The sequence below is a fragment of the Nocardia yamanashiensis NBRC 100130 genome (assembly GCF_001613325.1).
In the GTDB taxonomy this organism is placed as follows: domain Bacteria; phylum Actinomycetota; class Actinomycetes; order Mycobacteriales; family Mycobacteriaceae; genus Nocardia; species Nocardia yamanashiensis.
In genome coordinates this window covers 36,795-63,717 of the sequence record NZ_BDCD01000036.1, presented here as the reverse complement: position 1 = coordinate 63,717, position 26,923 = coordinate 36,795, and the positions used below count along the sequence as shown (strand labels likewise).

Here is a 26,923-nt window from a genome sequence, read left to right as displayed (position 1 = left end):
GGGGCGATGACTCCGGCGTCCGGACAGCCATCAACCATGCGGCGGACTCGATTCGAAGGTTCGGAGCAGGGCCGCGGCGACGCTCACTGCGATCGTGGCGGGTTCCTTGCCGGTGATTTCGGGCAGGCCGATGGGGGTGGTGATCCGGGCGATGGTGGCGGGGTCGTGGCCGCCTTCGGTGGCCAGGCGCTGGCGGAACCGGGCCCATTTGGCGGCCGAGCCGATCAACCCGATCGAACCGAGGCCGGTGGTGCGCAGGGCGGCATCGCACAGTGCGGCGTCCTCGGCGTGATCGTGAGTCATGATCAGAACGTGGGCGCCGGTCGGTAGTTCTGCGAGGACCTCCTCCGGAAGCAGGGGGGTGTGGTGGACGTGGAGCTGCGCCACCGCGTCCGCCAGCATGGCGAGCCGTTCGGCGGCGAGCTGATCGGGGCGCGTGTCGATCAGGTGCAGATCCAGGTTGTGACGGGCCAGGATGCGCGCCAGCTCCAGCCCGACATGCCCGACGCCGAAGATCGCGACCGCGGGGACCACGGGCAGGGGTTCGAGCAGGACGGTGACGGTCCCGCCGCAGCATTGCACGCCGTGCCGGTTGCTGACCTTGTCGTTGAGGGCGAACTCCATCAGCTCGGGCTCGGCCTCGGGCATTGCGATCAGCTCGCGGGCCCGATCGATCGCCACGGCCTCGATATTGCCGCCGCCGATCGAACCCCACGTCTCGGTCAGTCCCACCACGAGTTTCGCGCCGGCCCGGCGCGGTGCGTGCCCGCGCACGGCCGCGACGGTCACCAGCACGCCGGGCTCCCGGCGCGCCCGCAACCGCGCGACCGCGGCCACCCAGGTCATCTCAGACACTGATCGAAGTGCTTGCGCCGGTGCTGCTTTCGCTGCGCCCGGCGGCGCGCCGGGCCGCCTCGACCGCCCAGTACACCGCCTCCGGCGTCGCGGGGGAGGCGAGATCCACCGCCACATCGGCGGGCCCGAACGCCGCGGCGGCCTGCCGCAATGCCTCGCGCACCGAGAACGCCAGCATCAGCGGCGGCTCTCCCACCGCCTTGGAGCCGTACACCGCGCCTTCCTCGGTCGCGTTCTCCAGCAGCGTCACATTGAAGACCTCGGGCATTTCCGAGAAGCTCGGCAATTTGTAGGTGCTGGCCGCCTGCGTCAGCAACCGGCCGCGGCGGGGTCCCGCGCCGGTGTCCCACCGCAGTTCCTCCAGGGTCAGCCAGCCCGCACCCTGCACGAATCCGCCTTCGATCTGGCCGATGTCGATCAGCGGGGAGAGGCTGTCGCCGACATCGTGCACGATATCGACGCGCCGGATGCGGTAGGCGCCGGTGAAGCCGTCCACCTCCACCTCGGTGGCGGCCGCGCCGTAGGAGAAGTACTTGAACGGCGATCCCTGGAAGGACCGCGCATCCCAGTGCAAGCCCTCGGTGCGGTAGAAACCGGCCGCCGACAACTGAATTCGCTCGAGATAGGCGGTGCGAACGAGATCGTCCCACGCGAGCCGGCCATCGCCGCCGAGGACGTGGGCGACGCCGTCGACGATGCGCACCTCCGCCGGATTCACCCCGAGCCGGGCGCCCGCTACCGCCAGCAGTCGCTCGCGCAGCTGCTCGCAGGCGTTCTTCACGGCCGCGCCGTTGAGGTCCGCCCCGGAACTGGCGGCGGTGGCGGAAGTGTTGGGCACCTTGTCGGTTCGGGTCGGCGCCAGCCGCACCCGGTGCAGCGGGATACCGAGACTGGTCGCGGCCACCTGCAGCATTTTCGTGTGCAGACCCTGGCCCATTTCGGTGCCGCCGTGGTTGATCAGGACCGACCCGTCCTTGTAGATCAGCACCAGCGCGCCGCCCTGATTGAAGGCGGTGAGGTTGAACGATATGCCGAACTTGACGCCGGTGATCGCCAGGCCGCGTTTGGTGTGGGTGTGGGCGGCGTTGAAGGCCGCGATCTCCCGGCGGCGATCGGCGAGGTCGGCCTCCTTCGTGACCTGCTGCCAGGTGGCCGCGATCCGTTCCGGATTGCGCACCGGCTGCCCGTACGGCGTGTGCTGCCCGGGCCGGTAGAAGTTGCGCTCCCGCAACTCCGCCGGGTCCAGGCCCAGCAGCGGCGCGCACCGGCCCAGGATGTCCTCGATGACCAGCATGCCCTGCGGTCCGCCGAACCCGCGGAAGGCGGTGTTGGACACCTTGTTGGTCTTGGCGATGCGACCGGCGATGCGCGCGTGCGGAATCCAATAGATATTGTCGATATGGCACAGCGCCCGGGCCAGCACGGGCTCGGACAGATCCAGGCTCCAGCCGCCGTCCGCGGTGAGGGTGGCCTCCAGTGCCTGGATGCGGCCCTCGGCATCGAAGCCGATCTTCCACGCGGCGTGGAAGCCGTGCCGCTTGCCGGACATGGTGAGATCCTGAGTCCGGTTGAGCCGCACTCGCACCGGCCGACCCGTCACCTGGGCGCCGAGCGCGGCGACCGCCGCGAACCCGTGCGGCTGCATCTCCTTACCGCCGAAACCGCCGCCCATGCGCAGGCACTGCACCGTCACCTGGTGGCTGGACAGGCCGAGGACGTGCGCGACGATCTCCTGGGTCTCGGAGGGATGCTGGGTGCTGCTCTGAATGAACAGCTGCCCGGCCTCGTCGATATGTGCCAGCGCCGCATGCGTCTCGAGGTAGAAATGCTCCTGATCGGAGAACTGGAACTCCCCGCTGAACACCCGGGCCGAATCAGCGAATCCGGCCGCCACGTCGCCGCACACCATGACGGGACGGCTGCCGTGAAAACTGTTGGCCGCCATCGCCTCCGGCAGCGTGATCAGCGCGGGCAGCTCCTGCACGTCCACCTCGACCGCTTCCGCGCCCAGCCGGGCCGCCTCCAGCGTCTCGCCCAGCACCCAGGCAACGGCGTGGCCGTAGAACATGACCTCGTCCGGGAACAGCGGCTCGTCGTGCTTCATGCCGGCATCGTTGACCCCGGGCACATCGGCGGCGGTGAGCACCCGCACCACGCCGGGCACCGCCAGCGCGGGCTCGGTGCGCAGCGCCGTGATCCGGCCGTGGGCGGTCATGACCTGCACCGGGTAGGCGTGCAGCACATCCTTGGTGCGATAGACCAGATCGTCGGTGTAGAGCGCGGTGCCGGTGACATGGAGGACGGCGCTCTCGTGCGGCATGGAGACGCCGACGACGGGGGCGTCCGGTCGCTGGGACAGATGACTCATGACTGGACCTCGATGGTGTGCGCGTACAGCTTTCGCAGACTCTCGCCGAGCATGGCCGAGCGATACTCGGCGCTCGCGCGATGGTCGGTCAGCGGGGTGCCCTCGGATCGCAGCACCTGCGCGGCGGCGTCGACGGTCGCCGCCGACCAGGGCCGGCCGAGGAGCGCGGCCTCGGTCTCGCGGGCGCGGATCGCGGTGGCGGCCACGCCGCCCAGGCCGATGCGCGCCGCGCGGACGCTGCCGTCCGCGATATCGAGCGCGAAAGCCACTGCCACACTGGAGATATCGTCGAAACGCCGTTTGGCGATCTTGTGAAAGGCCGTCACCGGCGACAGCGGCAGCGGGATGCGGACGGCGCGGATCAGCTCATCCGGACGCCGGACACTGCGCCGGTAACCGGTGAAGTAGCCGGCCAGATCGACCTCGCGCTCACCGTCGGCATCGGCCAGCAGCACCGACGCACCGAGCGCGAGCAGCACGGGTGTGCCGTCGCCGATCGGTGACCCGGTGCCCAGATTGCCGCCCAGCGTCGCCCCGTTGCGGATGAGCCGGGATGCGAACTGCGGGAACAGCTCCGACAGCAGCGGCACGCGCCCGTCGAGCCGCCGCTCGATCTCGGTCAGCGACAGGGCGGCGCCGATCTCGAGGTGATCGGACTCCACCCGCAGCTCCCGCAATTCGGGCAGGCGGTCGATCGCGATCACGTAATCGGCGCGCTGCGCCCGAATATTCACCTCCACGCCCCAGTCGGTGCACCCGGCCACGGCCACCGCGCCCGGATGATCGCGCAGCAGCCGCAGCGCCTCGGGCAAGGTCTCCGGCCGCCGGAAGATGCGCCCCTCACGCGCCACTTCGGTGGCGACCGGTGCGGGCGGAGCCTGCTCACGACGTCGCGCGAGCGGATCCGAGCCGCTCGGCGCGCCGACGGCGAACGCCGCGTCACGGATCGGTCGATATCCGGTGCAGCGGCAGAGGTTTCCGCTCAGCGCATGCAGATCGAAGCCGTTGGGACCGTGCTCGCCCGCGGACGCCTCCGGTTCCGGATCGGCCGGACCCACGCCGCCGCAGCGGTCGGGACGGTAGTACTCGGCCGCCATACTGCAGATGAATCCCGGTGTGCAGTAACCACATTGCGATCCACCGCGCACCGCCATCTCCTGCTGCACCGGGTGCAATTCGGTGCCCGCGGCGCTCATCGCGCCGAGCCCTTCGGCGGTGACGATCTCCTGGCCGTCGAGCGCGGCGGCGGGCACCAGACAGGAATTGATCGCGACCCAGTCGGTGGGCCGGTGCACACCCGGGCGGGCCACCATAATCGAACACGCGCCGCATTCGCCCTCGGCGCAGCCCTCCTTGCTCCCGGTGAGGCCGTTCTCCCGCAGGAAATCCAGAAACGTCATATGCGGTCCGGCCGCGGAAATCGGCGGGACTTTCCCGTTGACCGTTATCCGCGGCGCTACCATCGCGCATCCTCGGGCCGGTGCGCGGTCGATACGATAACCCTGGTCGCCATGTCAGAGGCTTTCTATTTGTCTGGCGCAGCGGAGAATCCGGAGCGCGAATCAGCACATGCGGATGTGCTGCGAGTGGTGACAGAGATCGAAAAGCCGGGGCCGCAATGCGTCCGCCGGGAAGGCTGCTCAGGAGCCGTGCGCTACCCGACCCGGAGTCCAGGCGGTCCGGTGCGCCAGGCGGCGCAGATCGGAGTTGTGCGACATCCGACTTCGCCTCCTTCCAACATTTCACGAGCTGATTCGCCCGAAATTACGGTGTCCTGGTTTGCCGGTCAAGCCGACGCGAGCAAGCCCGGGCGAATTCCGCCCCGGCGTCGCGCGGCGGTCAGCACCAATAGGTGGGAAGTAGCAGCCCGGGCGCATGCAAACCGAGAGCGAGCGCCTGCACGTCGGCACTTGCTTGCCGGCGGTCCTCGCCGGGTTCCTCGCGGGCGGCGCGCTCACCGGAGTGCGGGCCGTGCTGATCTCCCTCCGGGACGGTCTCATCCGGCTGGCGGCTGTTCCTTCTCAGGCGCATCGCGACGACACCTGCCCCTCGGAAGGTTCTCGGCCCGTGCGCCGGTAATCGTTCCAGGCCCAGACGAGCGTCCTGCGGGCCATGACCGAGAGCGCATGCCTGCGGTAGCGCGCACTACCGCGCACATCGTCGATGGGAGAGGCGGCCGCCGCGACCAATTCGCCGAAGCGCGTGACCGTCGCGGGAGCGAGTTCGGCGCGCGATTCCCAGCGACCGGTGTCCGACAATTCGTCCTCGAGGAACCGTGCGGCGGCGGTCGCCGCGCGGGGAGTCGGTGCGGCGGAACCGAATCCCGTGCCGACCCGCCCCTGATCCGGATGCAGTGCCAGCGCGAACGCCGTCACCGCGATCACCATGGCATTGCGGGTGCCGATCTTGGAGAACTGCTGCGGGCCGGTGGCCGGTCGCATCCAGAACGCCGCGATGAGCTCATCGGGCGCCAGCGCATTGCGTTTGACGCCGGTATAGAACTCGGCGATCGGGATGAGCCGGATGCCGCGCACCGAATGCGCCTCCACGACAGCGTCGTTGGCGAGCAGGGGCGGGTGCGCGTCGCCGGCGGGCGAGGCCGCGCCCAGATTGCCGCCCACCGTGCCGCGATTGCGGATCTGCGGGGAGCCGACCGTGCGTGCGGCCATCGCCAAACCGGGCAGCCGGCCGCCGATTTCGCTGATCAGCCGGTGGTAGGTCACGCCCGCACCGACCCGGATCGAGCCGTCCGCGCTGGCCCAGTCGGTCAGTTCGCGGATCCGGGTCAGATCCAGCAGGACGGCGGGCCGCGCCCTGTCGAAATTGAGTTCGACCATCACATCGGTGCCGCCGGCGATCGGCAGCGCGTCGGGATGCGCGGCCTTCGCCGCCAGCGCCTCGGCCCAATCGGCCGGTCGCAAGAATTCCATATCGGAAACGCTCCTGGTTTCGGAGAAGGACGGTCGTTACGAGACGAGGCAGGACCGCAGGCCGCGGGTGAGTTCGGCGCGGTCGAGGTCGCGGCCGATGAACACGATCTTGCCGATGCGCTCCTCGCTCTGCCACGGAGCCGACGGCCGGATATCGAACAGACCGTGCACGCCCTGCAGGATGAACCGGCGCGGATCGTCCGCCACCGCGAGCAGCCCCTTGATCCGATACACGTCCTCGCCGCGTTCGAAAAGGTGCGCGGTCAGCCAGGATTCGAGCGCGCGCTGATCGAGCAGCCCCTCCAGTTCGATCCCGACCGAGGTCAGATGGGGGTCGTGCTGGTGGCTCTCGTCGAGCCAGTGCGGATCGCTGGACAGCGTGCGGTCCATATCGAAGGCGCCGATGCCCAGCACATCGGAGACGTCGATGGCGGCGTAGCGGGAGGTGATGATCTCCGCCGTCGCATTGATCCCGCGCACGGCGTCCCGCACCTGCCGCACCACGTCCGGATCGACCAGATCGATCTTGTTGATCACGATGCGGTCGGCGAAGGCGATCTGATCGACCACATGCGAGCCGACGCCGTCGTGACCGCCCTCCGCCAGATGGGCGCGCACATGTTTGGCGTCGACCAGCGTGACGATGGCGTCCAGGGTGAAATGCTTCTCGATCTCCGCGTCGACGAAGAAGGTCTGCGCCACCGGATTCGGATCGGCCAGCCCGCTGGTCTCGATGAGAATCCGGTCGAACCGATCGCTGCGGTCCAGCAGCGACCGCAGGATCTCGATGAGATCGGTGCGCGCGGTGCAGCACAGGCAGCAGCCGTTGCTCATCTCGATGATCTTCTCGTCGGCGTTCACCACGAGATCGTTGTCGATGGGAATCTCGCCGAATTCGTTCTCGATGACCGCGATGCGGTGGCCGTGATTCGCCGTCAGAATGTGGTTGACCAGCGTGGTCTTCCCCGATCCGAGAAATCCGGTCAGCACGGTCACCGGGATCTTGTCGCCGCTGTTCATAGGTTTCCTCCTGGGGACGTGAGGGTGGTGAGAATCGTTCGGGCATGGTCGAGAACGGCTGGCGAGACCTCGATGCGCCGGCCTTCGAATCGCGGCCCGCGGGTCGCGTCGAGCCCCATCCGCGAGGTCGTCCCGTCGTCGGTGGAGGACGGATCGAGCGGCGAGCCGGGCAGCCCGTCGACGGTCAGGATGTCGCGATGCGGCTGGAAATGAGTGGCCAAGGCCCACAGCACCGCCGAGTCGTCGGTGAGATCGATATCGCTGTCGACGGCGATCACCGTTTTGACATAGGGATCCCAGCCGAGCAGGCCCAGCATGACCTGGCGGGCCTGTCCGGGCCGGCGCTGGCGCAAGGCGACATAGCAGTGGAAATGAGTGCCCGACGTCGGATAGTGCACGGCGGTCACATCCGGGAATCGGGTCTTGAGCTTCTCCGCCATTTCCGATTCGCGCGGAATACGAGCGAGATTCAGGTGCTCGGCCGTATTTCCGCCCTCGACGTCGAACAGGATCGGCCGGCGCCGGCGCATGATCGCGGTGACCGTCAGCAAGTTGTTGGTGGATCGGTTGGACGAATATCCGGAGAATTCGCCGAACGGTCCTTCGTCCGCGTGCGCCGCGGGGTCGATCGATCCTTCCAGTACGAAATCCGACCAGGCCGGTACCGCGATACCGTGTTTCGGCGTGCGCACGACCTCGAGCGATTCACCGAACAGACCTCCGGCGATCGCGCGTTCGTCGACCTCGTACCCGACCCGTGCGGAGGCGGCGAGCATGAACAGCGGATGGCCGCCGATCACCATGGCCACCGGCATCGGCCGTCCGAGTTCGGCGTACTGCTGCAGGATGCGCCACAGGTCGCCGCGCGAATGCAGACTGGTCGCCAATTCGTTGGGGGAATGCGCCATTGCGCGGTGATAGCTCAGATTCCCGACGCCGGTGCGCGGATCCTCGGCCACGATGATGCCGCTGGTGATGTACGGCGCGCGATCGGAGGCGAAATGCCGCAGCATCGGCAGCTCGCTCAGGTCGACATCGGCGTCCGTGCGAAGCTCTTCGAGTATCGGCCCGGAATCGACGAACCGCGGTGCCAGCGGCCGCGCCGCCCGGGCGGCGAACACCTCGTGCAACCGCTCCGGCCGAGTATTGAGCATGCGCGCGATCCGGCGCCGGGAGGCGAACATATTGCTCACCACCGGCACGGTCACGCCATCCACCTTGCGGCAGTACAACAATTCGTCCCGCCCGCGCGCGGCCAGCTCGTAGATCAGTCCGGTCACGCCCTGATCGGCCGGTACGCCGTCTTCGACGGTCAGCGCGTCCTCGGGGTGAGCGGCCAGGTAATGCTCGAGGAAGCTGTGCGGGTCCTGGCGGCGGGACAGTTCGGGGTAGGTCATCGGACCGATCCTTCGGCGAACGAGTGGGCGGGATCCGGACCCGTCCAGCGCGGAAACAGCCGGTGCTGAATGCCGAACTGGTCGAGTATCTTTCCGCTCCAGTGGGCGAGCAGGTCATCGATGGACCGCGGTCGCTGATAGAACGCGGGCACCGGAGGCAGGACGACGGCCCCGGCCTCGGCCACCGCGGTCAGATTCCGCAGATGCACCAGGCTCAGCGGCGTTTCCCGAGGGACCAGCACCAGCCGGCGGCGTTCCTTCAAACAGACGTCGGCGGCTCGGGTGAGCAGATCGTCGGAGTAGCCGTGCGCAATCCCGGCCAGGGTTTTCATCGAACAGGGCACCACGACCATGCCCAGGGTGAGGTAGGAGCCGGAGGCGATGTTCGCGGCGATATCGCCGCGTTGATGGTGCACATCAGCCAGCGCGGTGAGATCCGCCGAATGCAAGCCGGTTTCGAGTTCGAGGGTGCGATGCGCCGCCTTCGAGATCACCAGATGTGTTTCCACCGTTCGCGATTCGCGCAGTGCGGTGAGCAGATGGATCGCCAGCTGTGCGCCGCTGGCTCCCGTGACGCCGACGATCAGTCGCGGCCGCTCGGGCTTGCCGTTGCCGTGATCGAATGACATGGCCGGGTCCTCAACTCGCGGAACGCGGTTGGGCCGAATCGCCGGTGGCGTCGGGCGCGGTCTGCGCGGCGGCCCGGTCTGCGCCGGTGACGCCGTTGAGCAGGAGGTTCAGCAGGAAAGCCGCGATACCGCCCGCCGCGATGCCGCTGGACAGTACGGTCTGCAGCGGACCGGGCAGATTGGCGTAGAAGCCGGAGGATCCCACCGGCATGAGCCCGAACCCGAAGGAGATGGCGACGATGAGGTGATTGCGCGGCTGCTCGAAATCCGCCTCCAGCATGAACTTGATGCCGATCGCGCCCACCGTGCCGAACATGACCACCCCGATGCCGCCGAGCACCGGACCCGGCAGCGAGGCCACCACCGCACCGATCTTGGGCATCAGGCCGATGAGCACCAGGATCGCGCCCGCGGCGGCCACGACGTACCGGCTCATCACCCGGGTCATGCTGACCAATCCGACATTGCCGCCGAAGGTGACGAAGGTGAAGGAGCTGAACACTCCGGCCAGCGCCGTGCCCAGGCCGTCGGCGCGCAGGGCCCGGGCGATATCGCGCGGGCCGAGGTCCCGGCCGACGATCCGGCCGGTGGCCAGGGTGTCGCCGGTCGACTCCACCATATTGACGACCTGCACCACCAGCATCGGCAGGACGGCGGCGAGCACGAAGGTGGGAGCGCCGAACGAGAACGTTTGCACCACACCGAAAATGGGTGCGTCCCGGGTGGCCGAGAAATCGGTCAGGCCCAGCGGCCACGCCGCCAGGGTCCCGGCGATCAGCGCGATCAGGATGGCGAATCGGCCGATCGCGGGGCGCATGACCCGTTCGAGGACGACTACCAGCACGATGGTGCCGAGCGCGAGCAGCAGGCGTTTCGGCGCACCGTGATCGGCGGCGCCGGCCGGGCCGCTGATCAGCGTCGCGGTTTTCGGCAGCAGCGAGAAGCCGATGATCGCGATGGTCGTGCCGGTGACGATCGGCGGGAAGTACCGCGACAGCTGGGCGAACCAGGGCGCGATCACCCAGGTGATGAGGCCGACCAGAATGGTCGCGCCGAATACCGCCGGCAGGCCGGAATCGGTGCCCACGATGATGGCCGGAGTGATGCCGGTGAAGGTGGAGCCCATCACGATCGGCAGCTTGACGCCGATATTGAACAGGCCGAGGGTCTGGATCAGCGTGGCCACACCGCTGATGAACACGTTCGCGGTGACCAGGGTGGTGACCTGCGCGGGGGACAGGCCGACGCCCAGGCCGATGACCAGCGGCACGGTGACCATGCCGGAGTAGGCGACGATGACGTGCTGCAGGCCGAGCGGAACGAGATGACGCAGGGGCGGGACGGTGTCGACCGGATGCCGCGGTTGCGCTGCGCGGCTTCGTGTTCGGGTGAAGATATTCATGACTGCTTCCTCGGCCGGGTGATGCGATGGGGACGGGCCGATGGGGACCGGCTGGAGATCTAGGCGGGTGAGCCGAACGACCAGGGCACGCACAGGGCTTGCATGCCCGCGCGGGAGATCAGTCGTTCGGCCCGGGATTGGGCGTGTGCGAGCGCGGCGTCCTCGTCGATGCGCAGGCACCGGCCGTGCTGGTAGACGATTTCCCCGCCGACGATGGTGGTTTCGACGTCCGAGCCCCGGGCCGCATAGACCAGCGAACTCACCGCGCGGTGCAGTGGCCGCAGGTGCGCCCGCCCGAAGTCGACGACGATGATGTCGGCCAGCCGTCCGGGTGCGAGGATGCCCGCGTCGATTCCGGCGTACTCGGCGCCCTCCCGGGTGGCCAGTTGCAGGGCGTCCTCGGCACTCCACACCGTCGGGTCCAGGGTGGACAGCCGCTGCGCGAAGACCGACAGTTTCATCGCCTCGAACAGATCCTGGCGATGACCGCAGCTGGGCCCGTCACTGCCGATGGCCACGACGACACCGTGATCGCGCAGATCGCGCAACCGGGCGGTGCCGGAGGCCAGGTAGGCGTTCGAGGCGGGATTGTGCGAGATGCCTGCGCCCGCCATGGCGACCTGCTCGATCTCGTGGTCGTCGAGCCAGATGGCGTGGGCGAGCGTCGCGCGTTCGTCCAGCAGACCCGCCTTGGCCAGCCACTGCACCGGGCGGACACCGTAGGTCTCGTGATAGCTGACCGGGTCATTGCTGCTCTCGCAGCAATGGGTGTGCCAGCGGGTGCCGAATTCCCTTGCGAGCTCGACACATCCGCGGACCAGGTCCTGGTCGACGTAGGTGAGGTTCAGCGGCGCCGGCCACACCTCGACCTTCGATCCGCGCGGGCGATGCTGCATCGCCTCGCGGGTGATCGCCAGTTCGTCCGCGGCGCTGTAGCGGAACAGTCCGGTGGGCTGGCCGCGTCGCGCTGCCAGGGCGGTGCGCTCGCCGAGCATGCCGCGCGCGACCACGCCCCGCAGCCCGGACTCCTCGATGACGTCCGCGACCGCGAGCGTGGTCGCCAGATCGCTTGGGGCGTAATGGTTGTCGACCACCGTGGTGGTGCCGGCCCGGAGCGCTTCGGCGGCGCCGAGGCGGGCCGCCGCGATGGCATCCTCGGTGGTCATGGCGATGGAGTAGGGCCACATGAACTCGCACAGCCACGGGACGATCGACATGCCTTCGCCGAGTCCGCGCGCCAGTGCCTGGTACAGGTGGTTGTGCCCGTCGATCAGGCCCGGCAGCACCACTCGGCCGCGGCAGTCCAGAACGGTCTCCGAATGCCATTGGGAGAGTGCGCTTTCCGGTCCGACGGCGACGATGCGTGATCCGGTGACGGCCACGATTCCCGGGTCGTACACGGTGCCGGCGTCGTCGACGGTGACGACGGTGCCACCGGTGAGCAGCAGATCGCAGTGTGCAGAGGCTGTCGCATTCATGGCCGCCCGAGCCTTCCCAGGCGGCCCGCGCCGCCTCAATCCGTAGGCGAGTGGAAGGTCAACTTCCAGTCAGGACGAGAGTCCTGTTCGCCGAACGGTTTAACCCTGGGTGGGAGGTCACCGGCGTCGCGCCCGGTTCCGAGGAACCGTGGCGGTTCATACATGTAAACGCCAGCGGAAACCCTTTGTCAACGCCGAATATTCGAGGGTCCGGTCCGGGATGCGCCGCGAGCACTGGCTTTGACCTGCATAAATGTGCACGGCACTGATCGAGGAATTACATGCAATCCGTTGACAGGCCGATCGGGTTGTGCTGAACTCGGTGCCATCGAGCCGGCGGTCGGGCCGGCTTGCCGCCGAACGCATTTCGGCGGCCCGTAGGTGCGGTGATTCGCGGCCGGGGAAGTCCTCCCGACCTGATCAAGGAGAATCGCAGTGATCATCGATACGCATGTGCACCCCACCAACCTGGTGGACGAGGCCTGGCGGCATACCGGTGAACCGTTCACCGGGGAACGCGTCCTGAAAATGATGGACGGGCCGTTCTGGATCAACGGCAAACCACGCCGGGTCGACGTCAGCTGCATCATGCCGCCACCGGGCAATACGGCCTGGCGGGAAGGTAATCGCAGTGGCCGCGAGGGCATTCGCGACTATCAGGCCTATATCACCTCGCTGGTGCAGAACTATCCGGACCGCTTCATCGGAAACTTCATCTACAACCCTCGATTCGGACCCGAGAACGGGGCCGCCGAACTGGCGTTCCATGTCAAGGAACACGGCTACAAGATGATGAAGCTGCACGCCAATATGCACTCCTACCGCCCGGACCGGGCCCTCGACTGGCTGCGCCCGGCCCTGCGCGTCTGTGACGAGCTCGGAGTGACCGTGCTGATCCACACCGGCGACGGCCCGTATTCCATTCCGACCCAGTTCTATCCGATCATCCGGGAATTCCCGGGCGTCAACTTCATCCTGGGCCACTTCGGCATTCAAACCGGCGGCGTCTACTGCTTCGAGGCGTTCTGGATGATCCAGGACTCCCAGAACGTCATCGGCGAATCCGGCTGGCTGCTGCAGTCACGAATCGTGGAATTCGCGAAGGAGATGAAGAAGAGCAAGATGGTGTTCGGCACGGACTCACCGCCCAACGAACCCGGGATGTGGGCGCGTGAACTCGAAGTGCTGTGCCACGAGCCGCCGCAGGGACTGAACCTGTCCGAGGACGACCTCGAGGGCTACCTAGGCAACAATATGGCGAAACTGCTCGGGCTGGCGCCGACCCCGCCGCCGAAGGATCAGGCCCAGGCGGAGGCGTACCTGCGCGGTGACATCCCGCAGGCGTCGGCCACCAATTCCCATGCCGACCACTACGGCGACTACACCCCGTCCGCCTGGGCGGAGGAGGCGTCGGCGGGCAAGTAGCCGTCAGCGGGCGGTCCCGAGGGCGCGAGCACGACGCGGCTTGCGCCCTCGGGGTTCCGCCGGTGCGTCGTCGCCGACGACCAGGGAGAACTTGCGCCGGCCCGGTTCGCCCGCAGCGGGCTCCTCGCGCTCGGTGGCCTGGGAAAGCCGGACCCGCAACCGCGAAATATGCTGCCGCGCCGCCTGTTCGGCGAGTTCCGGATCGCCGGTGGCCATCGCGTCGACGATGCCGGTGTGTTCGTCGAGTGCGAAGCGCGGGGCCTCCGCGCCGCGCCAGAGCGAGTGGAGCGCCAGATGCGAGCGCCCGGCGAGCGGTTCCAAAGTCGCGGTGAGATGCGGATTTCCGGCGATCTCGCGCACGGTCCGGTGGAAGCGGATATCCAGGTTGATATGCGCCGCCTCGTTCGCGGAATCGGTCAGCACGCCCTCGTGCTCGGCGATGATCTCCCGCAATGTGCGCAGCCCCGCCGCGTCCAGGCGCTCGGTCGCCAGCCGAGCGGCGAGCCCTTCCAATTGCTCGCGCACCACGTACAGCTCCCGCAGGTCGGCGATATCGACCTTGCTCACCTGGGCCCCGCGATGCGATACGTGTTTGGCCAGGCCCTCGTAGATCAACCGCTGCACCGCCTCGCGCACGGGCGTCCGGCTCACATTGAGCTGGCGGGCCAGTTCGGGCACGCTCAGGGCGGTGCCGGGGGTGAGTTGGTTGCGGAATATCGCCAGCTTGAGGGCCTCGTAGGTGCGGTCGGTGAGCAGCGCGGCGGCGGAGGCGTTCTCCGGAGCTGGCGACTCGGGCATGTCGATGGGTCCTCCTGTGGGGCGGTTTTCGCAATATTACATGCAATGTTTCGGCGGCCGCGACGGCATCGCCCCGCCTGCCGCACCCTGACCGGCTGGTGCCGAAAAGCCTTGACAGCCTTCGATTTACGCGTGTTCACTGAGTGTGGGTTCCGGTCGGGATGCGCCGACGGCCGCTGGGGGTGGCGGTCACCGAGTGGGAATGGGCCGGCTCTCTCTCACATCCCGGCGTCCGATGCGCCTCGCGTCCTAGGAGACCCCCAATGTGTATTCCGCTCAACGTATTTCGATCTCGAACGGCCAGCGCTCTCGTGCGGAGCCCGCGATGACGGCCCTGGTGCGCGGCGCGCGCACCGGAGCGGGCCTGGGCGTCGGCGACAGCGCGCCGCGGCCCGACGGCGCGCTGAAGGTCACCGGCGAGTTCGCCTACTCCTCGGACCTCTGGATGGAGGGCATGGTGTGGGCGACCACCGTGCGCAGCCCGCACGCCGCGGCGCGCATCCGGTCGATCGACATCAGCAAGGCGGCCGCGGTCGAGGGCGTGCATGCGGTCCTCACCCACGAGGATGTCCCCGGAGCCAAGACCTACGGGATGAAAATCGCCGACCAGCCGGTCCTGGCCATCGACCAGGTCCGCTATCAGGGCGAGCCGATCGCGCTGGTGGCGGCGGACGATCCCGAGATCGCGCGCCGGGCAGCCGAACTGGTGGAGGTCGACTACGAGGTGATGGCGCCGGTCACCGATGCCGAACTCGCCCTCGCGCCGGGCACACGGGTGCTGCACAACGACTCGAATCTGGTGCGGCACGTCAAGATTCGCCACGGCGATATGGACCGCGCCCGCGCCGCGGCGGAGGTCGTGGTCAGCGGCGAATACGAGGTGGGCATGCAGGATCAAGCCTTCCTCGGCCCCGAATCCGGCCTGGCGATCCCCAGCCCGGACGGCGGCGTGGAGCTGTACGTCTCGACCCAATGGCTGCACAAGGATCTCGAACAGCTCGCGCCCTGTCTGGCCCTGCCCCCGGACAAGGTCCGGCTCACGATGGCCGGGATCGGGGGCGCCTTCGGCGGCAAGGAAGACCTCTCGGTGCACGTGCACGCCTGCATGCTCGCGCTGCGGCTCGGCAAACCGGTGAAGATGGTCTACAACCGCTACGAGTCCTTCTTCGGGCATGTGCACCGGCATCCCGCGAAGATGCGCTACGAGCACGGCGCGACCCGCGACGGAAAACTCGTCTACGTCAAGGCCCGCCTGCTGCTCGACGGTGGCGCCTACACCTCCACCTCGCCGGTCGTGATCGCCAACGCCGCGTATTTCGTGGCGGGCGCGTACGAGGTCCCGCATGCGGAGATCGACGGCCTGGTGGTCTACAGCAACAACCCGCCGTGTGGCGCGATGCGCGGATTCGGCGCGGTGCAGTCGGCCTACGGCTGCGAATCCAATATGGACAAGCTCGCGCGGGCGCTGGGCATGGATCCGCTCGAGCTGCGGCTGAAGAACGCCATGACGACCGGCACGGTGCTGCCGACGGGCCAGCCGATCGACGGTCCCGCTCCGGTGCGTGAGCTGCTGACCGCATTGCGGTCCAGGCCGCTGCCGGAACCGGAGGAAGGTTTCGACCTGCGCACAGTGCCTGGCGGCGTGGGCAATACGACGCACGGCGAAGGCATTCGGCGGGGCGTCGGATACGCGGTGGGAGTCAAGGCGATCGGGTATTCCGGCGGGGTCGACGACATCTCCACGGCCCGGGTGACGCTGTCGATCGTGGCGGGCGAGCCGGTCGCGTCGATCCACACCGCCGCCTCCGAATGCGGACAGGGGATCACGACGGTGCAGTCGCAGATCGCGACCACCGAACTGGGCGTCACGCAGGTGGTGGTGCTGCCCGCGGACACTCGGATCGGTGACGCGGGTTCCTCCTCGGCGTCGCGCATGACCTGGATGTCCAGTGGCGCGGTGCAGGGCGCCTGCCGTCAGATCGCCCGGGAGATCCTGCGGCGGGCGGCGCGGGCGTGCGGTCGCGACGCCGTGGGTCTCGCGCTGCGCGCGAACGCGGTCGTCGATGCGGCGCACGGCGACCCGGTGGCATCGATCGCCGAGCTGGTCGGAACCGAAACGCTGGAAAGGGTTTTCGAGTATCACCATCGACCGACCCAGGCCATCGATCCGGAACGCGGGCAGGGGAGCGCCCATATCGCCTTCGCGTTCTGTGCGCACCGCGCGGTGGTGGACGTCGACGAGGAACTCGGGTTGGTGCGGGTGGTGGAACTCGCCGTGGCCCAGGATGTCGGCAAGGCGATGAATCCCATGGCGGTCGAAGGCCAGATCCACGGCGGGAGCGCACAGGGCCTCGGTCTGGCGCTGATGGAGGAGATTCTGCTGGATGGCCAAGGGCGCGTGAGGAATCCGTCGTTCACCGACTATCTGATCCCCACCATCCTCGATGTGCCGAGTATGCCGGTGATGCTGTTCGAGTTTCCCCATCCGGATTCGCCGTACGGACTCAACGGGGTCGGTGAGCCGCCCACGCTGTCGTCCACCCCGGCGATCATGAACGCGCTGCGTGACGCCACCGGATTGGAGCTGCCGCGAGTGCCGGTCCGACCCGATGAGATCGCCCTGCCGCGGGTCGGCGCCTGACCCGGTAGCCACGGCTGTTCACCACAGGGTGAGGGCCAGGAAGAAGTCCACGCGATCCTCGAGGCGCGCCAGGTCTCGCCCGGTGAGTTCCTCGATGCGCTGGATGCGGTAGCGCAGTGTGTTGACGTGAATATGGAGCAGTTCGGCGCATGTGGTCCATGCGCCGGACACCCGCAGGAACGTCTCGAGCGTGTGCGTGAGGTCGGTGCGGTGCCGCCGGTCGTAGGCGTGCAGCGGGGTGAGCAGGCGGTGCCGGAACATGCGGCGCACTTCGTCGGGGACGCTGGACAGCAGCAGGACGTGGGTGGCGAGCTCGTCATGGCTGACCACGCGCGCGGGCCCGGCGCCGGCCGCGGCGGTGCGGCACGCGAGGCGCGCCTCCTCCACCGCGCCGCGCAGGCCCGCGCGTTCCACCGCACGGCTCACGCCGACGGCGAGTCCGCCGCCGTGCCGACTCACGGCGGGTGATTCGACCGCGCGGCGGATCGCCAGGGGGACATCGTTTTCGGCTGCTATCAGCGCGATTCCCACGCCGTCGAGCATGCCGATCGCGGGGATTCGGTCATGCAGGATCTCGCGCACTACCTCGCGCAGCTCGGCCGCGCGCAGTTCCGCCGCTGCCGCCGCCACCACGACGTACTGCCGCCCGGATACCGTGCCGATGAATTCCAGGCGCGAAACGATCTCCGCCGGTTCGGCTTCCCGGACGATCATCTCGATCAATTCCTGAGCGATCCGGTCCTGCACGGTAGGCCGGCCGTCACGGATGTGTTCCAGCGCGGCGATGGCGGCGAGCTCGCGCAGGACCGTGCGCCGCTCCATCGGCCAGTCCGTGTAATCGCCTGCGCAGACCAGATACCGATTGATCGGGCGCGCGGCGCTGTCCTCGTGCACCGCGAGGACCGAGTACGGCGCTCCGTGATCGCGCACGACGAACGGCGGCAGGCGGACGCCGAGGGCCGCACCGATCTCATGGCCCGGCGGAAACGGCTGCCCGGCCAGCACCCGTCCAGTGAAAGACGTTATCCGGCAGCGGATTCCGAGATCACGTTCGATCAGGCCGAGGATCGAGTCCAGCCCGCCGCCGGTGACGACCTGCCGGTGGCGGTCCAGCACCGCGCCGAGGTCGGCGGATCGGCCGGTGGACAGGCTGCGGTTGACCCCTTCGGTCACCGTCGCGAAGGTGACCGTCTCCGGCACCCGCAGCAGCGGGATGCGGTGCCGGCGGCAGGCTTCGACGACATCGTCCGGGATCCAGCCGTACCGGGCCTGGCCCACGATCAGGCCGGCGGCTCCGGCTCCGGCCAGCGCGCGCACGAAGGTATCGCTGTCGGAATCGTCTCGCCGCCAGTGCATTCCGGTGATCACCAGTTCGTCTCCGGAGAGATAGCGGCTGGGATCGGAGAGGTCGGTGGTGACCGCCCAGCGCACGAGACGATCCAGGTCTTCTTCGCCGGTGATGAGTTCGAGACCCAGGTCCGTCATGGCGAGCACGGAGCGCAGTCGCACGGTTGCCAACGCTAACAGTTGGGGCGCCTGGACATACCCACAAACTTTCCACTGTGAGGTGGGGCACATTTCGAGCATTCGGCCTCTTGCCCGCAGGCAGCTCGGCCCGCTGTACTTACCCGCATTGCCGAAAGTGCTGGGCAACAACAGCTTCGGTGTCCGTTCGCCGTCGCGACGAACTGCCCCCCCTCTTATGGTGAGGTTGACGAAAGGAATCCGGGCCGATGCGCGTGAGCTTCGATATCAATGGTTCGCACGAGACCGTCGAGGACGTCTGGGAAGGGGAGAGCCTGTTGACCGTGCTGCGCGACCGCATCGGTCTCCCCGGCGCCAAGAACGCTTGTGAACAGGGCGAATGTGGTTCCTGCACCGTGTATCTGGACGGTACCGCGGTCTGCTCGTGCATGGTGGCGGCGGGTCAGGCGCACGGCCGCTCGGTGCGGACCGTGGAGGGACTCGCCCGCGGCGGCGACCTCGATCCGGTGCAGCAGGCATTCATCGACACCGGTGCGGTGCAGTGCGGCTTCTGCACCCCGGGACTCATCGTGCAATCCCACGACCTGCTCGAACGGCATCCGGACCCCACCGACGCCGAGATTCGTGAAGCGTTGGCCGGGAATCTGTGCCGCTGTACCGGATACGCCAAGGTGCTCGAGGCCGTGCGGTTGGCCGCGGCCCGCCGGACGGCAGCCGGGTGAGCGGGCGTGGTGGCGACGAATCGACTCGCCCACCCCGAGTGCGTCACTCACGAGTCCTCGACCGGTCCGGGATCAGTCGGGGCCGGGTCGCGACAGCAGGTGCAGGGCGGCGTCGAGGGTGATCACGTCCGCGTATTTCGCGTTGAGGTCGTAGAGGTTCGCGTCGTGCAGGCGCGGGTCGCGGTCGCCGCAGGCGTCGGCGACGACCAGGCTGCGGAAGCCGTGCTGCATGGCGTCGGTGGCGGTGGCGCGGACGCAACCGCTGGTGGTGAGGCCGGTGATGAGCAGGGTGTCGATGCGTTCGGCGGTGAGGTTGCCGGCCAGGGCGGTGCCGTGGAATGCGCTCGGGTATTGCTTGGTCACCACGGCTTCGGCGGGGAGCGGGCGGGGGTCGTCGAGGAATTCGCCGAGGGGGTTGCCCGCTTCGAAGACCGCCAGGTTCGGGATCTTTCGCCGGAACAGGCCGCCGTCGGTGGTGCCGGGGCGGAAGCTGACCCTGGTGAAGACGACCGGATAGCCATGTGTTCGCGCGTGGGCGACCAGGGTGGCGGTGGCGCGGACGGCGTCCTCGACCGGGGCGCGCAGCGGCGAGCCGTCGGTGACGTAGGCGGCGCACACATCGATCACCAGCACTGCCGGGCGCTCGCCCGCGCCCAAGGGCAGTCCGTAGCCGGCGTTGCGGGCGTCCTCGTTCAGATCCTGCATCGCGCGGTCCTCAGATGATGCCGGTGGCGGCGAGTTTGGTGAGCTGCTCGGTGTCCAGGCCGAGGAGTCCGCCGAGAATCTCGGAATTGTGCTGTCCCAGTTCGGGTCCGGCGTGCCGGATATTGCCGGGGGTGGCGCTGAGCTTGGGCACCACGTTCGCCATGGGCAGCTCGCCGAACTCGGGATGGGCGATGCGCGCGATGGCCTCGCGGGCCGCGAAATGCGGGTCGGCGAACATATCGCGCGCGGTGAAGATCCGCCCGGCGGGCACGCCGCCGCGGTGCAACCGCTCGAGCAGGTCGTCGGCGTCGGCGCCGCGGGTCCAGTCCGCGATCAGGTCGTCGAGCTCGTCCATGCGCGCACCGCGGGCGGTGTGGTTGGAATACCGTGGATCCGAAGCCAATTCGGGCCGGCCCATGAGTTCGGTGAGCCGGGCGAAGACGGAGTCCTGATTGGCGGCGATGAGGATCATTTCCCCGCCCGCGGTCGGATACACATTGCTGGGGGAGACGTTGGGCAGCACCGATCCGGTGCGTTCGCGCTGGTATCCGGTGATGGCGTATTCGGGCAGCAGCGATTCCATCATGGCCAGCACCGCTTCGTAGATGGCCGAGTCGACCAGCTGTCCCTGCCCGGTGCGGTCCTTGTGATGGACGGCTGCGAGGGTGCCGATGGTGGCGAACACCGCCGCCAGTGAATCGCCGATCGAGATGCCGGTGCGCGCCGGGGCGGAGTCCGGATCGCCCGTGGTGTAACGGATTCCGCCCATGGCCTCGCCGATCGAGCCGTACCCGGCGCGCGGGGCGTACGGCCCGGTCTGGCCGTACCCGGTCACCCGCACCATGATCAGCCCCGGATTGCCTTCGCGCAGCTGCTCGTAGCCCAGACCCCAGCGCTCCATGGTGCCCGGCCGGAAGTTCTCGATCACGATGTCCGCGCGGGCGATGAGCTCACGAGCCAGCCGCTGACCCTCCGGATCCCGCAGATCGCAGGTGACCGATTTCTTGTTGCGCGCCACCACCGGCCACCACAGGGATTTGCCCTGGGACTGTTCGCGGCCCCACTGCCGCATGGGATCTCCGACGCCGGGCGCCTCCAGCTTGATCACCTCCGCGCCGAAATCGCCGAGCAATTGGCCGCAGAACGGCCCGGCCAGCAGCTGGCCCATCTCGATGACGCGCAGATCGCGCAGCGGGCCGGTCGGGGTCGGTGCGGCTGGCATGGTGGCCCTCCATCTCGGAACGCGCGCCGCCGCAATCGAATCGGGGCGCGGGCGGGGGTACGGTACGCGAAAGTGGATACACTGTATCCCTGAGAGAAACAACGCGGCAAGGTATGAGTTATGGAGGTCGCCGTGGAAGTCACCGTGCTGGAAGTCGCGCCCAGGGATGGACTGCAGAACGAATCGGAGATCGTCGCCACCGCCGACAAGATCCGGCTGATCGAACGCTCCGTCGCGGCCGGGCTGCGCCGTATCGAGGCGGTGAGTTTCGTCAACCCGCAACGGGTTCCGCAGATGGCCGACGCCGAAGCGGTGATGGCGGGCGTACCGCGCGGTCACGGCGTCTCCTATGCCGGGCTGGTGTTCAACGAGCGCGGCCTGGACCGGGCGCTGGCCTGCGGCGTGGACGAGATCAATGTCGTCGTGGTGGCGACGGATACCTTCAGCCGCCGCAATCAGGGCTGCGGTACCGGGGAAGGGATCGACCGCTGGCACGCGCTGGCCGATCGCGCCGCCGCCTCCGGCTTGCTCCGCACCGTCACCATCGCGGCCGCCTTCGGCTGTCCGTTCGAAGGGGAGGTGCCCCCGCAGCGGGTGCTGGATCTGGTGCGCCGGGTCGCCGCGGCAGGACCGGAGGAGATCGCACTGGCCGACACCATCGGCGTCGGCACCCCGGACCGGGTCCGCACGCTGGTGACCGGCGCCGCCGCGCTGGCCCCGGAAGCGGTGGTGCGCTGCCATTTCCACAACACCCGCAACACCGGATACGCCAATGCGATCGCGGCGCTCGAGGCCGGCGCCCGCGTCCTGGACGCCAGCACCGGCGGTGTCGGCGGCTGCCCCTTCGCTCCGGCCGCGACCGGCAATATCGCCACCGAGGACCTGCTGTACATGCTCGATCGCATGGGTATCGAAACCGGTGTCCGGATGGATCGGGTCAGCGAGACCGGCGCCTGGCTGGGCGAGGTGCTCGGCAAGCCGGTGCCCGCCCTGCTCGGGCGCGCCGGCGGCTTCCCGGCAGCCTGAGCGCGGACCGGCGAAAGCCCGTGGTGCGGACGGTCTTCCGCCGTCACCACGGGCCGAGGGGGATCAGGACAGGGTTTCGATGGTGCCCGCGGTGCGCAGGCCCTCGTAGTAGCCGCCACCGGGGTAGTAATCCGCGGTGGTCGAACCGCTGACGAAATCGTTCGCCCAGCCGGTCGAGAGTTTCTGCAGCGCGGCCACATTCTTGTCCTGCGGGGTGCCGCAGGCGGTCTTGTCCGGTCCGGGTGCGCTGGCGGCCTCGACATCGATGTGCGCGCCGCTGGTGAGCCGCACGCCCAGGAACGAGCGGTTCAGCTGCTCTTGCAGTTCGGCGGTGCCGGAGCCGTTGTTGTTGCAGCTGTAGGGCGGAGCACTGATGGCGAGCACCGGCAGGGTGGTGTTGCTCAGATGGTTGAGCGAACTGCTCAGGTTGTTGCCGATGAAGCTCTTCACCGGGTCGAACAGGATCAGCCCGCGCAGATTGGCGAACGCGCCGGCATACCCGGACCGCAATTGCTGCGCGACATAGGGCACCGCCTCGCCGCCGGCCGAATGCCCGGCGAACACCATCGCGGTGGGCAGGGTCAGGTTCCCGCGCCCGGCTTTGGATTTGGCGTCGGCGAAGCTGCGCCCGAGCTTGTCCCCGGGGTCGGTGGCCTTGCCGAACAGGTCGGCCACATTGTGCAGGAAATCGGTGTTGTTGCCGAGATTGGCGATGGTACAGCCGAGCAGGTTGGCGGTCGGGAGCGTCGGGGCGAAGACGAGGAACCCTTGCTCGGCGAATTTGCGCGCGGTGTCGTCCATGGCGTCATTGGAGCCGGTGAACCCGTGCTGCAGCCACAGCAGGGCCTTGGGGTTGCCGGCGGGGAAGTACCAGTCGCTGCTCTGGTGCAGGGTCTGGAAAGGGCAGCGGATATCGACCTTGTTCTCCACCTTGGTGACCGCGGCGTCGGCATGCGCGGCGGGCTGGACCGCTCCGCAGTAGGCGGCGAGGGCCGCGGTGAGGCCGAGGATGGCGGCCAGGGCTCTGGTTCTCACGGATGACTCCCTTGTCTCTCATCGAGAAACCACGTTTCTCTCATGGCGACAATTAAGGGTCTGAAACGCTCGTGAGTCAATGGGTTGAAGGTGTCGAAAAGAGCTTTCCCGCTGCGTGTTTCGGATTCCGGACGGCGGGCCGGGCATGCCGAATGGCCCGGCCGCCGTAGCGGTCGGGCCCCTCCGAAGATCGGCCGGTTTCCTATTCCGGCGGACGGATCACGGCAAGAAGTTTCGCCAAGTCGTCGAGATCGGCCAGGGCATAGACGATCTCGCTGATGTCGTCGGCCGGGGCCGTGGTGCCCGCGGACTCGAGATTGAGCCGGAACTTGGTCGTCAGCTCGTGCGCCGACAGCGGATTGCCCGGCCCGCCGCGATTGACCTCCACGCGTTCGGTCAGGATGCGCCCGTCGTGCAGTTCGGCGCTCAGAACGGCCGGGAACTGGTGCGGGAACACCGCGTCGCACCGCGCGTCCGAGACGCATTCGACCTTGGCGGCCAGAGCGATTCGGCGCGGGTCGCGGGCGGCGGCATCGGTGAAATCGGCGTGGAAGACTCCGAGACCGCCGCCGCCCAGCAGTGCCGCCGCCACCGTGTACGGCCCCGAGAACGCCGCGTGGTAACCGGATTCCGGTCTGCGCTTGGCGGTCAGCGGTTCGCCGATGGTGCGTAATGCCGGCGTCGGTGTGCCCAAGATCAGTCGAGCCACGGCGTCCTCGGTGACGCCGGCAGCCCGCAGGCGCAGCGCTGCGTCGATGCCGGCGTGCGTGAAGTGGTTGCAGGGATATGGTTTGAAGAAGACACCGGGCAGCTCCCACTCCTCACCGAGCCGGTCCAATATCACCGCAACCCGCGCCTGCTCGCCGCAGAACGCTTGCAGTAGACCGAATCTGCCCTCGATGACGGTCGGCGGCCCGGTGAGGCCGTGCCGGGCCAGACCGGCCGCGCTGACCCCGGCGTGCGCCGCCCAGCCGCAGTGCACCCGCTTGACCGTGCCGCCGGTCCGATTCGCCTCCAGCAACCCGGATCCCATGCTCGCGGCGATGCCGAGTGCGTGCGCGATGCCGTCGGCGGGCAGCCCGTACAACATGGCCGCCGCGGTCGCCGCGCCCAGCGTCCCGCAGATGGCGGTGGCGTGCAGCCCGCGCTCGAAGAACACCGAATTGCCCAGGCGCTCATCGTATCCGGCCATCCCGATCCGCACCGTGACCTCGATCCCGGCCGCGACCGCGTCCAGCAGCGCCGCCCCGCGCGCCCCGACCGCCTCGGCGACCGCTAGCGCCGCCGGCACCACCGACGCCGAGGGATGCAGTATCGACGGCAGATGGGTGTCGTCGAAATCCAAGGCGTGCGCCAGCGTCCCGCCCAGCAGCGCCGCACTCGCCTCCGGAAACCGGCCCGCCGTCCCCAATGCGGTGGCGCGGGGCGCACCGCCCCACTCGCCGATCAACGCTCCGACCGCAGCGGCCGCCGGAGTGTGCTGCGCCGCAAGGCTGTTGCCGAGCACATCCAGCACCCGCCGGGCCGCATCGGCCCGCAACTCCGCGCCCACCCCCTTGCGCCGCGCCTGTTCGGCGAAGTCCGCCAGCCGCGTCACCACCGTGCTCTCATTCATCGGCGAACCTTCCACTCGCGGACCGGTCGCGGGACCACGTGGTGCCGGCCTTGGCGTATTTCGTGGCGGTACCCCGGAGCGGGCCAACCGCCGTGCGCGGCTGGTCGCGGCCGCTGTGTTGTGCGATGAAGCAGGGGCGGTGGTTCATCGGGTCACCGCCGCGAGCGGGCGTACCGGCGAGCCGGTGCCGCCGACGATGCGCAGGGGAGCGAGCACGAACACGAATTCGGAAATCCCCAGGGAGGAAAGGTCTTCCAGCGCAAGGTGTTCGAGGATGTAGATGCCCGCATCCACCAGCAGTGCCCGGTGCACGGGCAGCACGCTGTGACCCGCGCCGGGTGGGATGCGTTCGTAGGCGGTGGTGTCCGCGCCCGTGGCGACGATGCCGCGTGCCGCGAGCCAGCGCGCCGCCTCGACCCCGACGCCCGGTACCCCACCGGCGGCTCCGACGTAGGCCGCTGGATCATCGAACAGGCGCGCCCACCCGGTGCGGATCAGTACGACGTCGCCGGGTTCCGGTGCGACGCCCGCGGCGGTGGCGGCGGCCTCGAGGTCCGCCACCGTCACTTCGTAACCGCCGGGCAGGGTTTCGGTGTCGTGCAGACGCGCGATATCGAGCAGGATGCCGCGCCGCAGGAACCCGGGGAGATGTTCGGCGCCGTGGCTGGTGAACCGGCCGCCGCGCTGCGCCGCCGCCGCGTCGATACCGCCGTGCAGCAGCCCGTCGTGGCTGACGTGGCTCAGGGCGTCGATATGGGTGCCCACGTGACCGCCGGTCACGATGATCTCGTTGGCGGCCGAGCCGCCGTCGGCGCGCACCAGGTCGCCGTGCCTGCGAGCCAAGGTCATCCGGAAGCCCGGGTGGTTGGGGGAGCAGGGCATGCCGGTGAAGAACGGCTGCCCGAGCTCGATCAGCCGTATCCCGTCCCGGACGAGCGCGACCAGTGGATCGAGTCGGCGGCTCATCGGACCACCCCGGCGGTGCGCAGTTCGGCCAGCCGGGCCGCGTCCACCCCGTAGCCGGCGAGGACCTGTGCGGTGTGCGCGCCCAGCGGAGGCCCCGCCCAGCGGATCGCACCGGGTGTGTCGGAGAGCCGGAACAGGATGTTCTGCATACGGATCAGGCCCAGCTCCGCGTCGGGCACTTCGGCGATGGTGCCCAGCGCCTGGAAGTGCGGATCGGCCAGCACGTCCGCGGCGGTGTACACGGGTGCGACGGCGGCTTCGGCCTTCTCGAAGGCCGAGAGCACCGCACCGGTGTCACGCTCGGCGATCCACGCCCCGACCGCCGCATCGAGTTCGTCCGCGTGCGTGGCGCGTTCGGCTCCCGAACCGAACCAGGGCTGATCGATCAGATCGGGCCGCCCGACCAGGCGCACCACCCGCTCCGCCACCGACTGCGCACTGGTGGAGACCGCCACCCAGCCGCCGTCGGCGGTGCGGTAGATATTGCGGGGAGCGTTGTTGGAGGACCGGTTTCCCATCCGGGGTTGTAGTTCGCCCAGCTGGTCGTAGGCGATGAGCTGCGGTCCCAGCAGGGTCAGGATGGGTTCGATGATGGCCAGGTCGATCTGCTGCCCGTGCCCGGTCTCCGCGCGGGCGCGTAAGGCGGTCATGACCGCGAAAGCCGTTGCCAGCGCGGCGATCCCGTCGGCGAGACCGAACGGCGGCAGGGTGGGCGGCCCGTCCGGCTCGCCGGTGAGCGCGGCGAAACCGCTCATCGCCTCGGCGAGAGTACCGAATCCCGGTCGGCGCGCGTACGGCCCGATCTGACCGAATCCGGTGACCCGGGCCAGCACCAGGCCCGGATTGATGTCCCGCAGCTGCGGATACCCGAGCCCCCAGCGTTCGAGGGTGCCGGGCCGGAAGTTCTCGATCACCACATCGGCGTCGGCGGCCAGCCGCCGGAACAACTCCTGGCCCTCGGCCGACCCGAGATACAGCGTCACCGATTTCTTGTTGCGCCCCAGCATCTTCCACCAGAGACCGACGCCGTCCCGCTGGGCGCCGTGACTGCGGACCGGGTCACCGCGCGGGTGCTCGATCTTCACCACCTCCGCCCCGAAATCCCCGAGCAGCGTGGCCGCCAGCGGTCCGGCGAACAGTGTCGCCGTATCCAGCACCCGTAGTCCCGACAGTGGGCCCTCCATCGGCCACCCTCCTTGCTCTG

At 68.7% G+C, this 26,923-nt stretch carries 22 protein-coding genes; 4 read left to right on the top strand and 18 right to left on the bottom strand.

The window, feature by feature from the left end:
* Window positions 1–30: 30 nt before the first annotated feature.
* The 10 genes from xdhC to NY1_RS34440 all read right to left on the bottom strand — a co-directional run bounded on the left by xdhC (window position 31) and on the right by NY1_RS34440 (window position 12,079).
* The gene (xdhC, locus tag NY1_RS34480) at window positions 31–846 is read right to left on the bottom strand and encodes a xanthine dehydrogenase accessory protein XdhC (protein ID WP_067721355.1); all 816 of its coding nucleotides are present in this window, start codon (window positions 844–846) and stop codon (window positions 31–33) included.
* 1 nt (window position 847) lies between these two features.
* Window positions 848–3,223: a xanthine dehydrogenase molybdopterin binding subunit gene (gene xdhB / locus NY1_RS34475; RefSeq protein ID WP_067721354.1), complete on the bottom strand. Its 2,376-nt coding sequence runs from the start codon at window positions 3,221–3,223 to the stop codon at window positions 848–850.
* The gene (locus tag NY1_RS34470) at window positions 3,220–4,686 is read right to left on the bottom strand and encodes a xanthine dehydrogenase small subunit (RefSeq protein ID WP_067721353.1); all 1,467 of its coding nucleotides are present in this window, start codon (window positions 4,684–4,686) and stop codon (window positions 3,220–3,222) included. Before NY1_RS34470 ends, xdhB begins: the two co-directional genes overlap by 4 nt.
* Window positions 4,687–5,062: 376 nt before the next feature.
* Window positions 5,063–5,254, bottom strand: coding sequence for a hypothetical protein (locus NY1_RS43290; RefSeq protein ID WP_157762633.1), 192 nt, complete (start codon window positions 5,252–5,254; stop codon window positions 5,063–5,065).
* Window positions 5,245–6,153 carry an FAD binding domain-containing protein gene (locus NY1_RS34465; protein ID WP_067721352.1) on the bottom strand — a complete coding sequence of 303 codons (909 nt, stop codon included), beginning with the start codon at window positions 6,151–6,153 and terminating at the stop codon, window positions 5,245–5,247. The genes NY1_RS43290 and NY1_RS34465 overlap by 10 nt, the downstream gene beginning before the upstream one ends.
* A gap of 36 nt (window positions 6,154–6,189) precedes the next feature.
* Window positions 6,190–7,173, bottom strand: a complete 984-nt coding sequence (locus NY1_RS34460) for a CobW family GTP-binding protein (RefSeq protein WP_067721351.1) — start codon at window positions 7,171–7,173, stop codon at window positions 6,190–6,192.
* Window positions 7,170–8,570 (bottom strand): UbiD family decarboxylase, encoded by a 1,401-nt coding sequence (locus tag NY1_RS34455; RefSeq protein ID WP_067721350.1) that lies wholly within the window; start codon window positions 8,568–8,570, stop codon window positions 7,170–7,172. The genes NY1_RS34460 and NY1_RS34455 overlap by 4 nt, the downstream gene beginning before the upstream one ends.
* On the bottom strand, window positions 8,567–9,199 hold the full coding sequence (locus NY1_RS34450; protein WP_067721349.1) for a UbiX family flavin prenyltransferase: 633 nt from the start codon (window positions 9,197–9,199) through the stop codon (window positions 8,567–8,569). The genes NY1_RS34455 and NY1_RS34450 overlap by 4 nt, the downstream gene beginning before the upstream one ends.
* A 10-nt stretch (window positions 9,200–9,209) precedes the next feature.
* A complete protein-coding gene (locus NY1_RS34445) occupies window positions 9,210–10,601 on the bottom strand; it encodes a nucleobase:cation symporter-2 family protein (RefSeq protein ID WP_067721348.1) in 1,392 nt (463 codons plus the stop codon).
* A gap of 59 nt (window positions 10,602–10,660) precedes the next feature.
* Entirely contained in the window at window positions 10,661–12,079 is a 1,419-nt protein-coding gene (locus tag NY1_RS34440; RefSeq protein ID WP_067721347.1) for an amidohydrolase family protein, read from the bottom strand.
* Between the two features lie 435 nt (window positions 12,080–12,514).
* On the opposite strand from NY1_RS34440, the gene NY1_RS34435 reads away from it, so the two are divergent.
* A complete protein-coding gene (locus NY1_RS34435; RefSeq protein ID WP_067721346.1) occupies window positions 12,515–13,504 on the top strand; it encodes an amidohydrolase family protein in 990 nt (329 codons plus the stop codon).
* 3 nt (window positions 13,505–13,507) lie between these two features.
* Here the strand turns inward: NY1_RS34435 and NY1_RS34430 are convergent, their stop codons facing one another.
* The gene (locus NY1_RS34430) at window positions 13,508–14,302 is read right to left on the bottom strand and encodes a GntR family transcriptional regulator (protein ID WP_067721345.1); all 795 of its coding nucleotides are present in this window, start codon (window positions 14,300–14,302) and stop codon (window positions 13,508–13,510) included.
* A 325-nt stretch (window positions 14,303–14,627) separates the two neighbouring features.
* Between NY1_RS34430 and pucD the strand changes: the two genes are divergently transcribed.
* Window positions 14,628–16,943, top strand: a complete 2,316-nt coding sequence (gene pucD / locus NY1_RS34425; RefSeq protein WP_067721344.1) for a xanthine dehydrogenase subunit D — start codon at window positions 14,628–14,630, stop codon at window positions 16,941–16,943.
* Between the two features lie 18 nt (window positions 16,944–16,961).
* On the opposite strand, the gene NY1_RS34420 is transcribed toward pucD, so the two are convergent.
* Complete coding sequence (locus tag NY1_RS34420) at window positions 16,962–18,452, bottom strand: PucR family transcriptional regulator (RefSeq protein ID WP_067721343.1); 1,491 nt, start codon at window positions 18,450–18,452, stop codon at window positions 16,962–16,964.
* A 224-nt stretch (window positions 18,453–18,676) separates the two neighbouring features.
* Between NY1_RS34420 and NY1_RS34415 the strand changes: the two genes are divergently transcribed.
* Window positions 18,677–19,150 carry a (2Fe-2S)-binding protein gene (locus NY1_RS34415; protein ID WP_067721342.1) on the top strand — a complete coding sequence of 158 codons (474 nt, stop codon included), beginning with the start codon at window positions 18,677–18,679 and terminating at the stop codon, window positions 19,148–19,150.
* Window positions 19,151–19,222: 72 nt separating this feature from the next.
* Here NY1_RS34415 and NY1_RS34410 read toward each other — a convergent pair whose 3' ends face one another.
* The gene (locus NY1_RS34410; protein ID WP_067721341.1) at window positions 19,223–19,855 is read right to left on the bottom strand and encodes an isochorismatase family protein; all 633 of its coding nucleotides are present in this window, start codon (window positions 19,853–19,855) and stop codon (window positions 19,223–19,225) included.
* Window positions 19,856–19,865: 10 nt separating this feature from the next.
* Window positions 19,866–21,077 (bottom strand): CaiB/BaiF CoA transferase family protein, encoded by a 1,212-nt coding sequence (locus NY1_RS34405; protein WP_067721340.1) that lies wholly within the window; start codon window positions 21,075–21,077, stop codon window positions 19,866–19,868.
* A 120-nt stretch (window positions 21,078–21,197) separates the two neighbouring features.
* Here NY1_RS34405 and NY1_RS34400 point away from each other — a divergent pair, with 120 nt between their 5' ends.
* Window positions 21,198–22,103: a hydroxymethylglutaryl-CoA lyase gene (locus NY1_RS34400; RefSeq protein WP_067721339.1), complete on the top strand. Its 906-nt coding sequence runs from the start codon at window positions 21,198–21,200 to the stop codon at window positions 22,101–22,103.
* Window positions 22,104–22,166: 63 nt separating this feature from the next.
* Here NY1_RS34400 and NY1_RS34395 read toward each other — a convergent pair whose 3' ends face one another.
* From NY1_RS34395 to NY1_RS34380, 4 genes are all read right to left on the bottom strand, one after another.
* A complete protein-coding gene (locus NY1_RS34395; RefSeq protein WP_067721338.1) occupies window positions 22,167–23,138 on the bottom strand; it encodes an alpha/beta hydrolase in 972 nt (323 codons plus the stop codon).
* Window positions 23,139–23,340: 202 nt separating this feature from the next.
* Window positions 23,341–24,753, bottom strand: coding sequence for an MmgE/PrpD family protein (locus tag NY1_RS34390; RefSeq protein ID WP_169815444.1), 1,413 nt, complete (start codon window positions 24,751–24,753; stop codon window positions 23,341–23,343).
* 144 nt (window positions 24,754–24,897) lie between these two features.
* Entirely contained in the window at window positions 24,898–25,719 is an 822-nt protein-coding gene (locus NY1_RS34385; protein WP_067721337.1) for a cyclase family protein, read from the bottom strand.
* Window positions 25,716–26,903 carry a CaiB/BaiF CoA transferase family protein gene (locus NY1_RS34380; RefSeq protein ID WP_067721336.1) on the bottom strand — a complete coding sequence of 396 codons (1,188 nt, stop codon included), beginning with the start codon at window positions 26,901–26,903 and terminating at the stop codon, window positions 25,716–25,718. The genes NY1_RS34385 and NY1_RS34380 overlap by 4 nt, the downstream gene beginning before the upstream one ends.
* Between the last annotated feature and the right edge of the window lie 20 nt (window positions 26,904–26,923).

Bases quoted from the DNA above. Each gene is read 5' to 3' on its own strand.
- xdhC (WP_067721355.1), bottom strand. From the start codon at position 846: ATGACCTGGGTGGCCGCGGTCGCGCGGTTGCGGGCGCGCCGGGAGCCC.
- xdhB (WP_067721354.1), bottom strand. From the start codon at position 3,223: ATGAGTCATCTGTCCCAGCGACCGGACGCCCCCGTCGTCGGCGTCTCC.
- NY1_RS34470 (WP_067721353.1), bottom strand. From the start codon at position 4,686: ATGGTAGCGCCGCGGATAACGGTCAACGGGAAAGTCCCGCCGATTTCC.
- NY1_RS43290 (WP_157762633.1), bottom strand. From the start codon at position 5,254: ATGCGCCTGAGAAGGAACAGCCGCCAGCCGGATGAGACCGTCCCGGAG.
- NY1_RS34465 (WP_067721352.1), bottom strand. From the start codon at position 6,153: ATGGAATTCTTGCGACCGGCCGATTGGGCCGAGGCGCTGGCGGCGAAG.
- NY1_RS34460 (WP_067721351.1), bottom strand. From the start codon at position 7,173: ATGAACAGCGGCGACAAGATCCCGGTGACCGTGCTGACCGGATTTCTC.
- NY1_RS34455 (WP_067721350.1), bottom strand. From the start codon at position 8,570: ATGACCTACCCCGAACTGTCCCGCCGCCAGGACCCGCACAGCTTCCTC.
- NY1_RS34450 (WP_067721349.1), bottom strand. From the start codon at position 9,199: ATGTCATTCGATCACGGCAACGGCAAGCCCGAGCGGCCGCGACTGATC.
- NY1_RS34445 (WP_067721348.1), bottom strand. From the start codon at position 10,601: ATGAATATCTTCACCCGAACACGAAGCCGCGCAGCGCAACCGCGGCAT.
- NY1_RS34440 (WP_067721347.1), bottom strand. From the start codon at position 12,079: ATGAATGCGACAGCCTCTGCACACTGCGATCTGCTGCTCACCGGTGGC.
- NY1_RS34430 (WP_067721345.1), bottom strand. From the start codon at position 14,302: ATGCCCGAGTCGCCAGCTCCGGAGAACGCCTCCGCCGCCGCGCTGCTC.
- pucD (WP_067721344.1), top strand. From the start codon at position 14,628: ATGACGGCCCTGGTGCGCGGCGCGCGCACCGGAGCGGGCCTGGGCGTC.
- NY1_RS34415 (WP_067721342.1), top strand. From the start codon at position 18,677: ATGCGCGTGAGCTTCGATATCAATGGTTCGCACGAGACCGTCGAGGAC.
- NY1_RS34410 (WP_067721341.1), bottom strand. From the start codon at position 19,855: ATGCAGGATCTGAACGAGGACGCCCGCAACGCCGGCTACGGACTGCCC.
- NY1_RS34405 (WP_067721340.1), bottom strand. From the start codon at position 21,077: ATGCCAGCCGCACCGACCCCGACCGGCCCGCTGCGCGATCTGCGCGTC.
- NY1_RS34400 (WP_067721339.1), top strand. From the start codon at position 21,198: ATGGAGGTCGCCGTGGAAGTCACCGTGCTGGAAGTCGCGCCCAGGGAT.
- NY1_RS34390 (WP_169815444.1), bottom strand. From the start codon at position 24,753: ATGAATGAGAGCACGGTGGTGACGCGGCTGGCGGACTTCGCCGAACAG.
- NY1_RS34385 (WP_067721337.1), bottom strand. From the start codon at position 25,719: ATGAGCCGCCGACTCGATCCACTGGTCGCGCTCGTCCGGGACGGGATA.
- NY1_RS34380 (WP_067721336.1), bottom strand. From the start codon at position 26,903: ATGGAGGGCCCACTGTCGGGACTACGGGTGCTGGATACGGCGACACTG.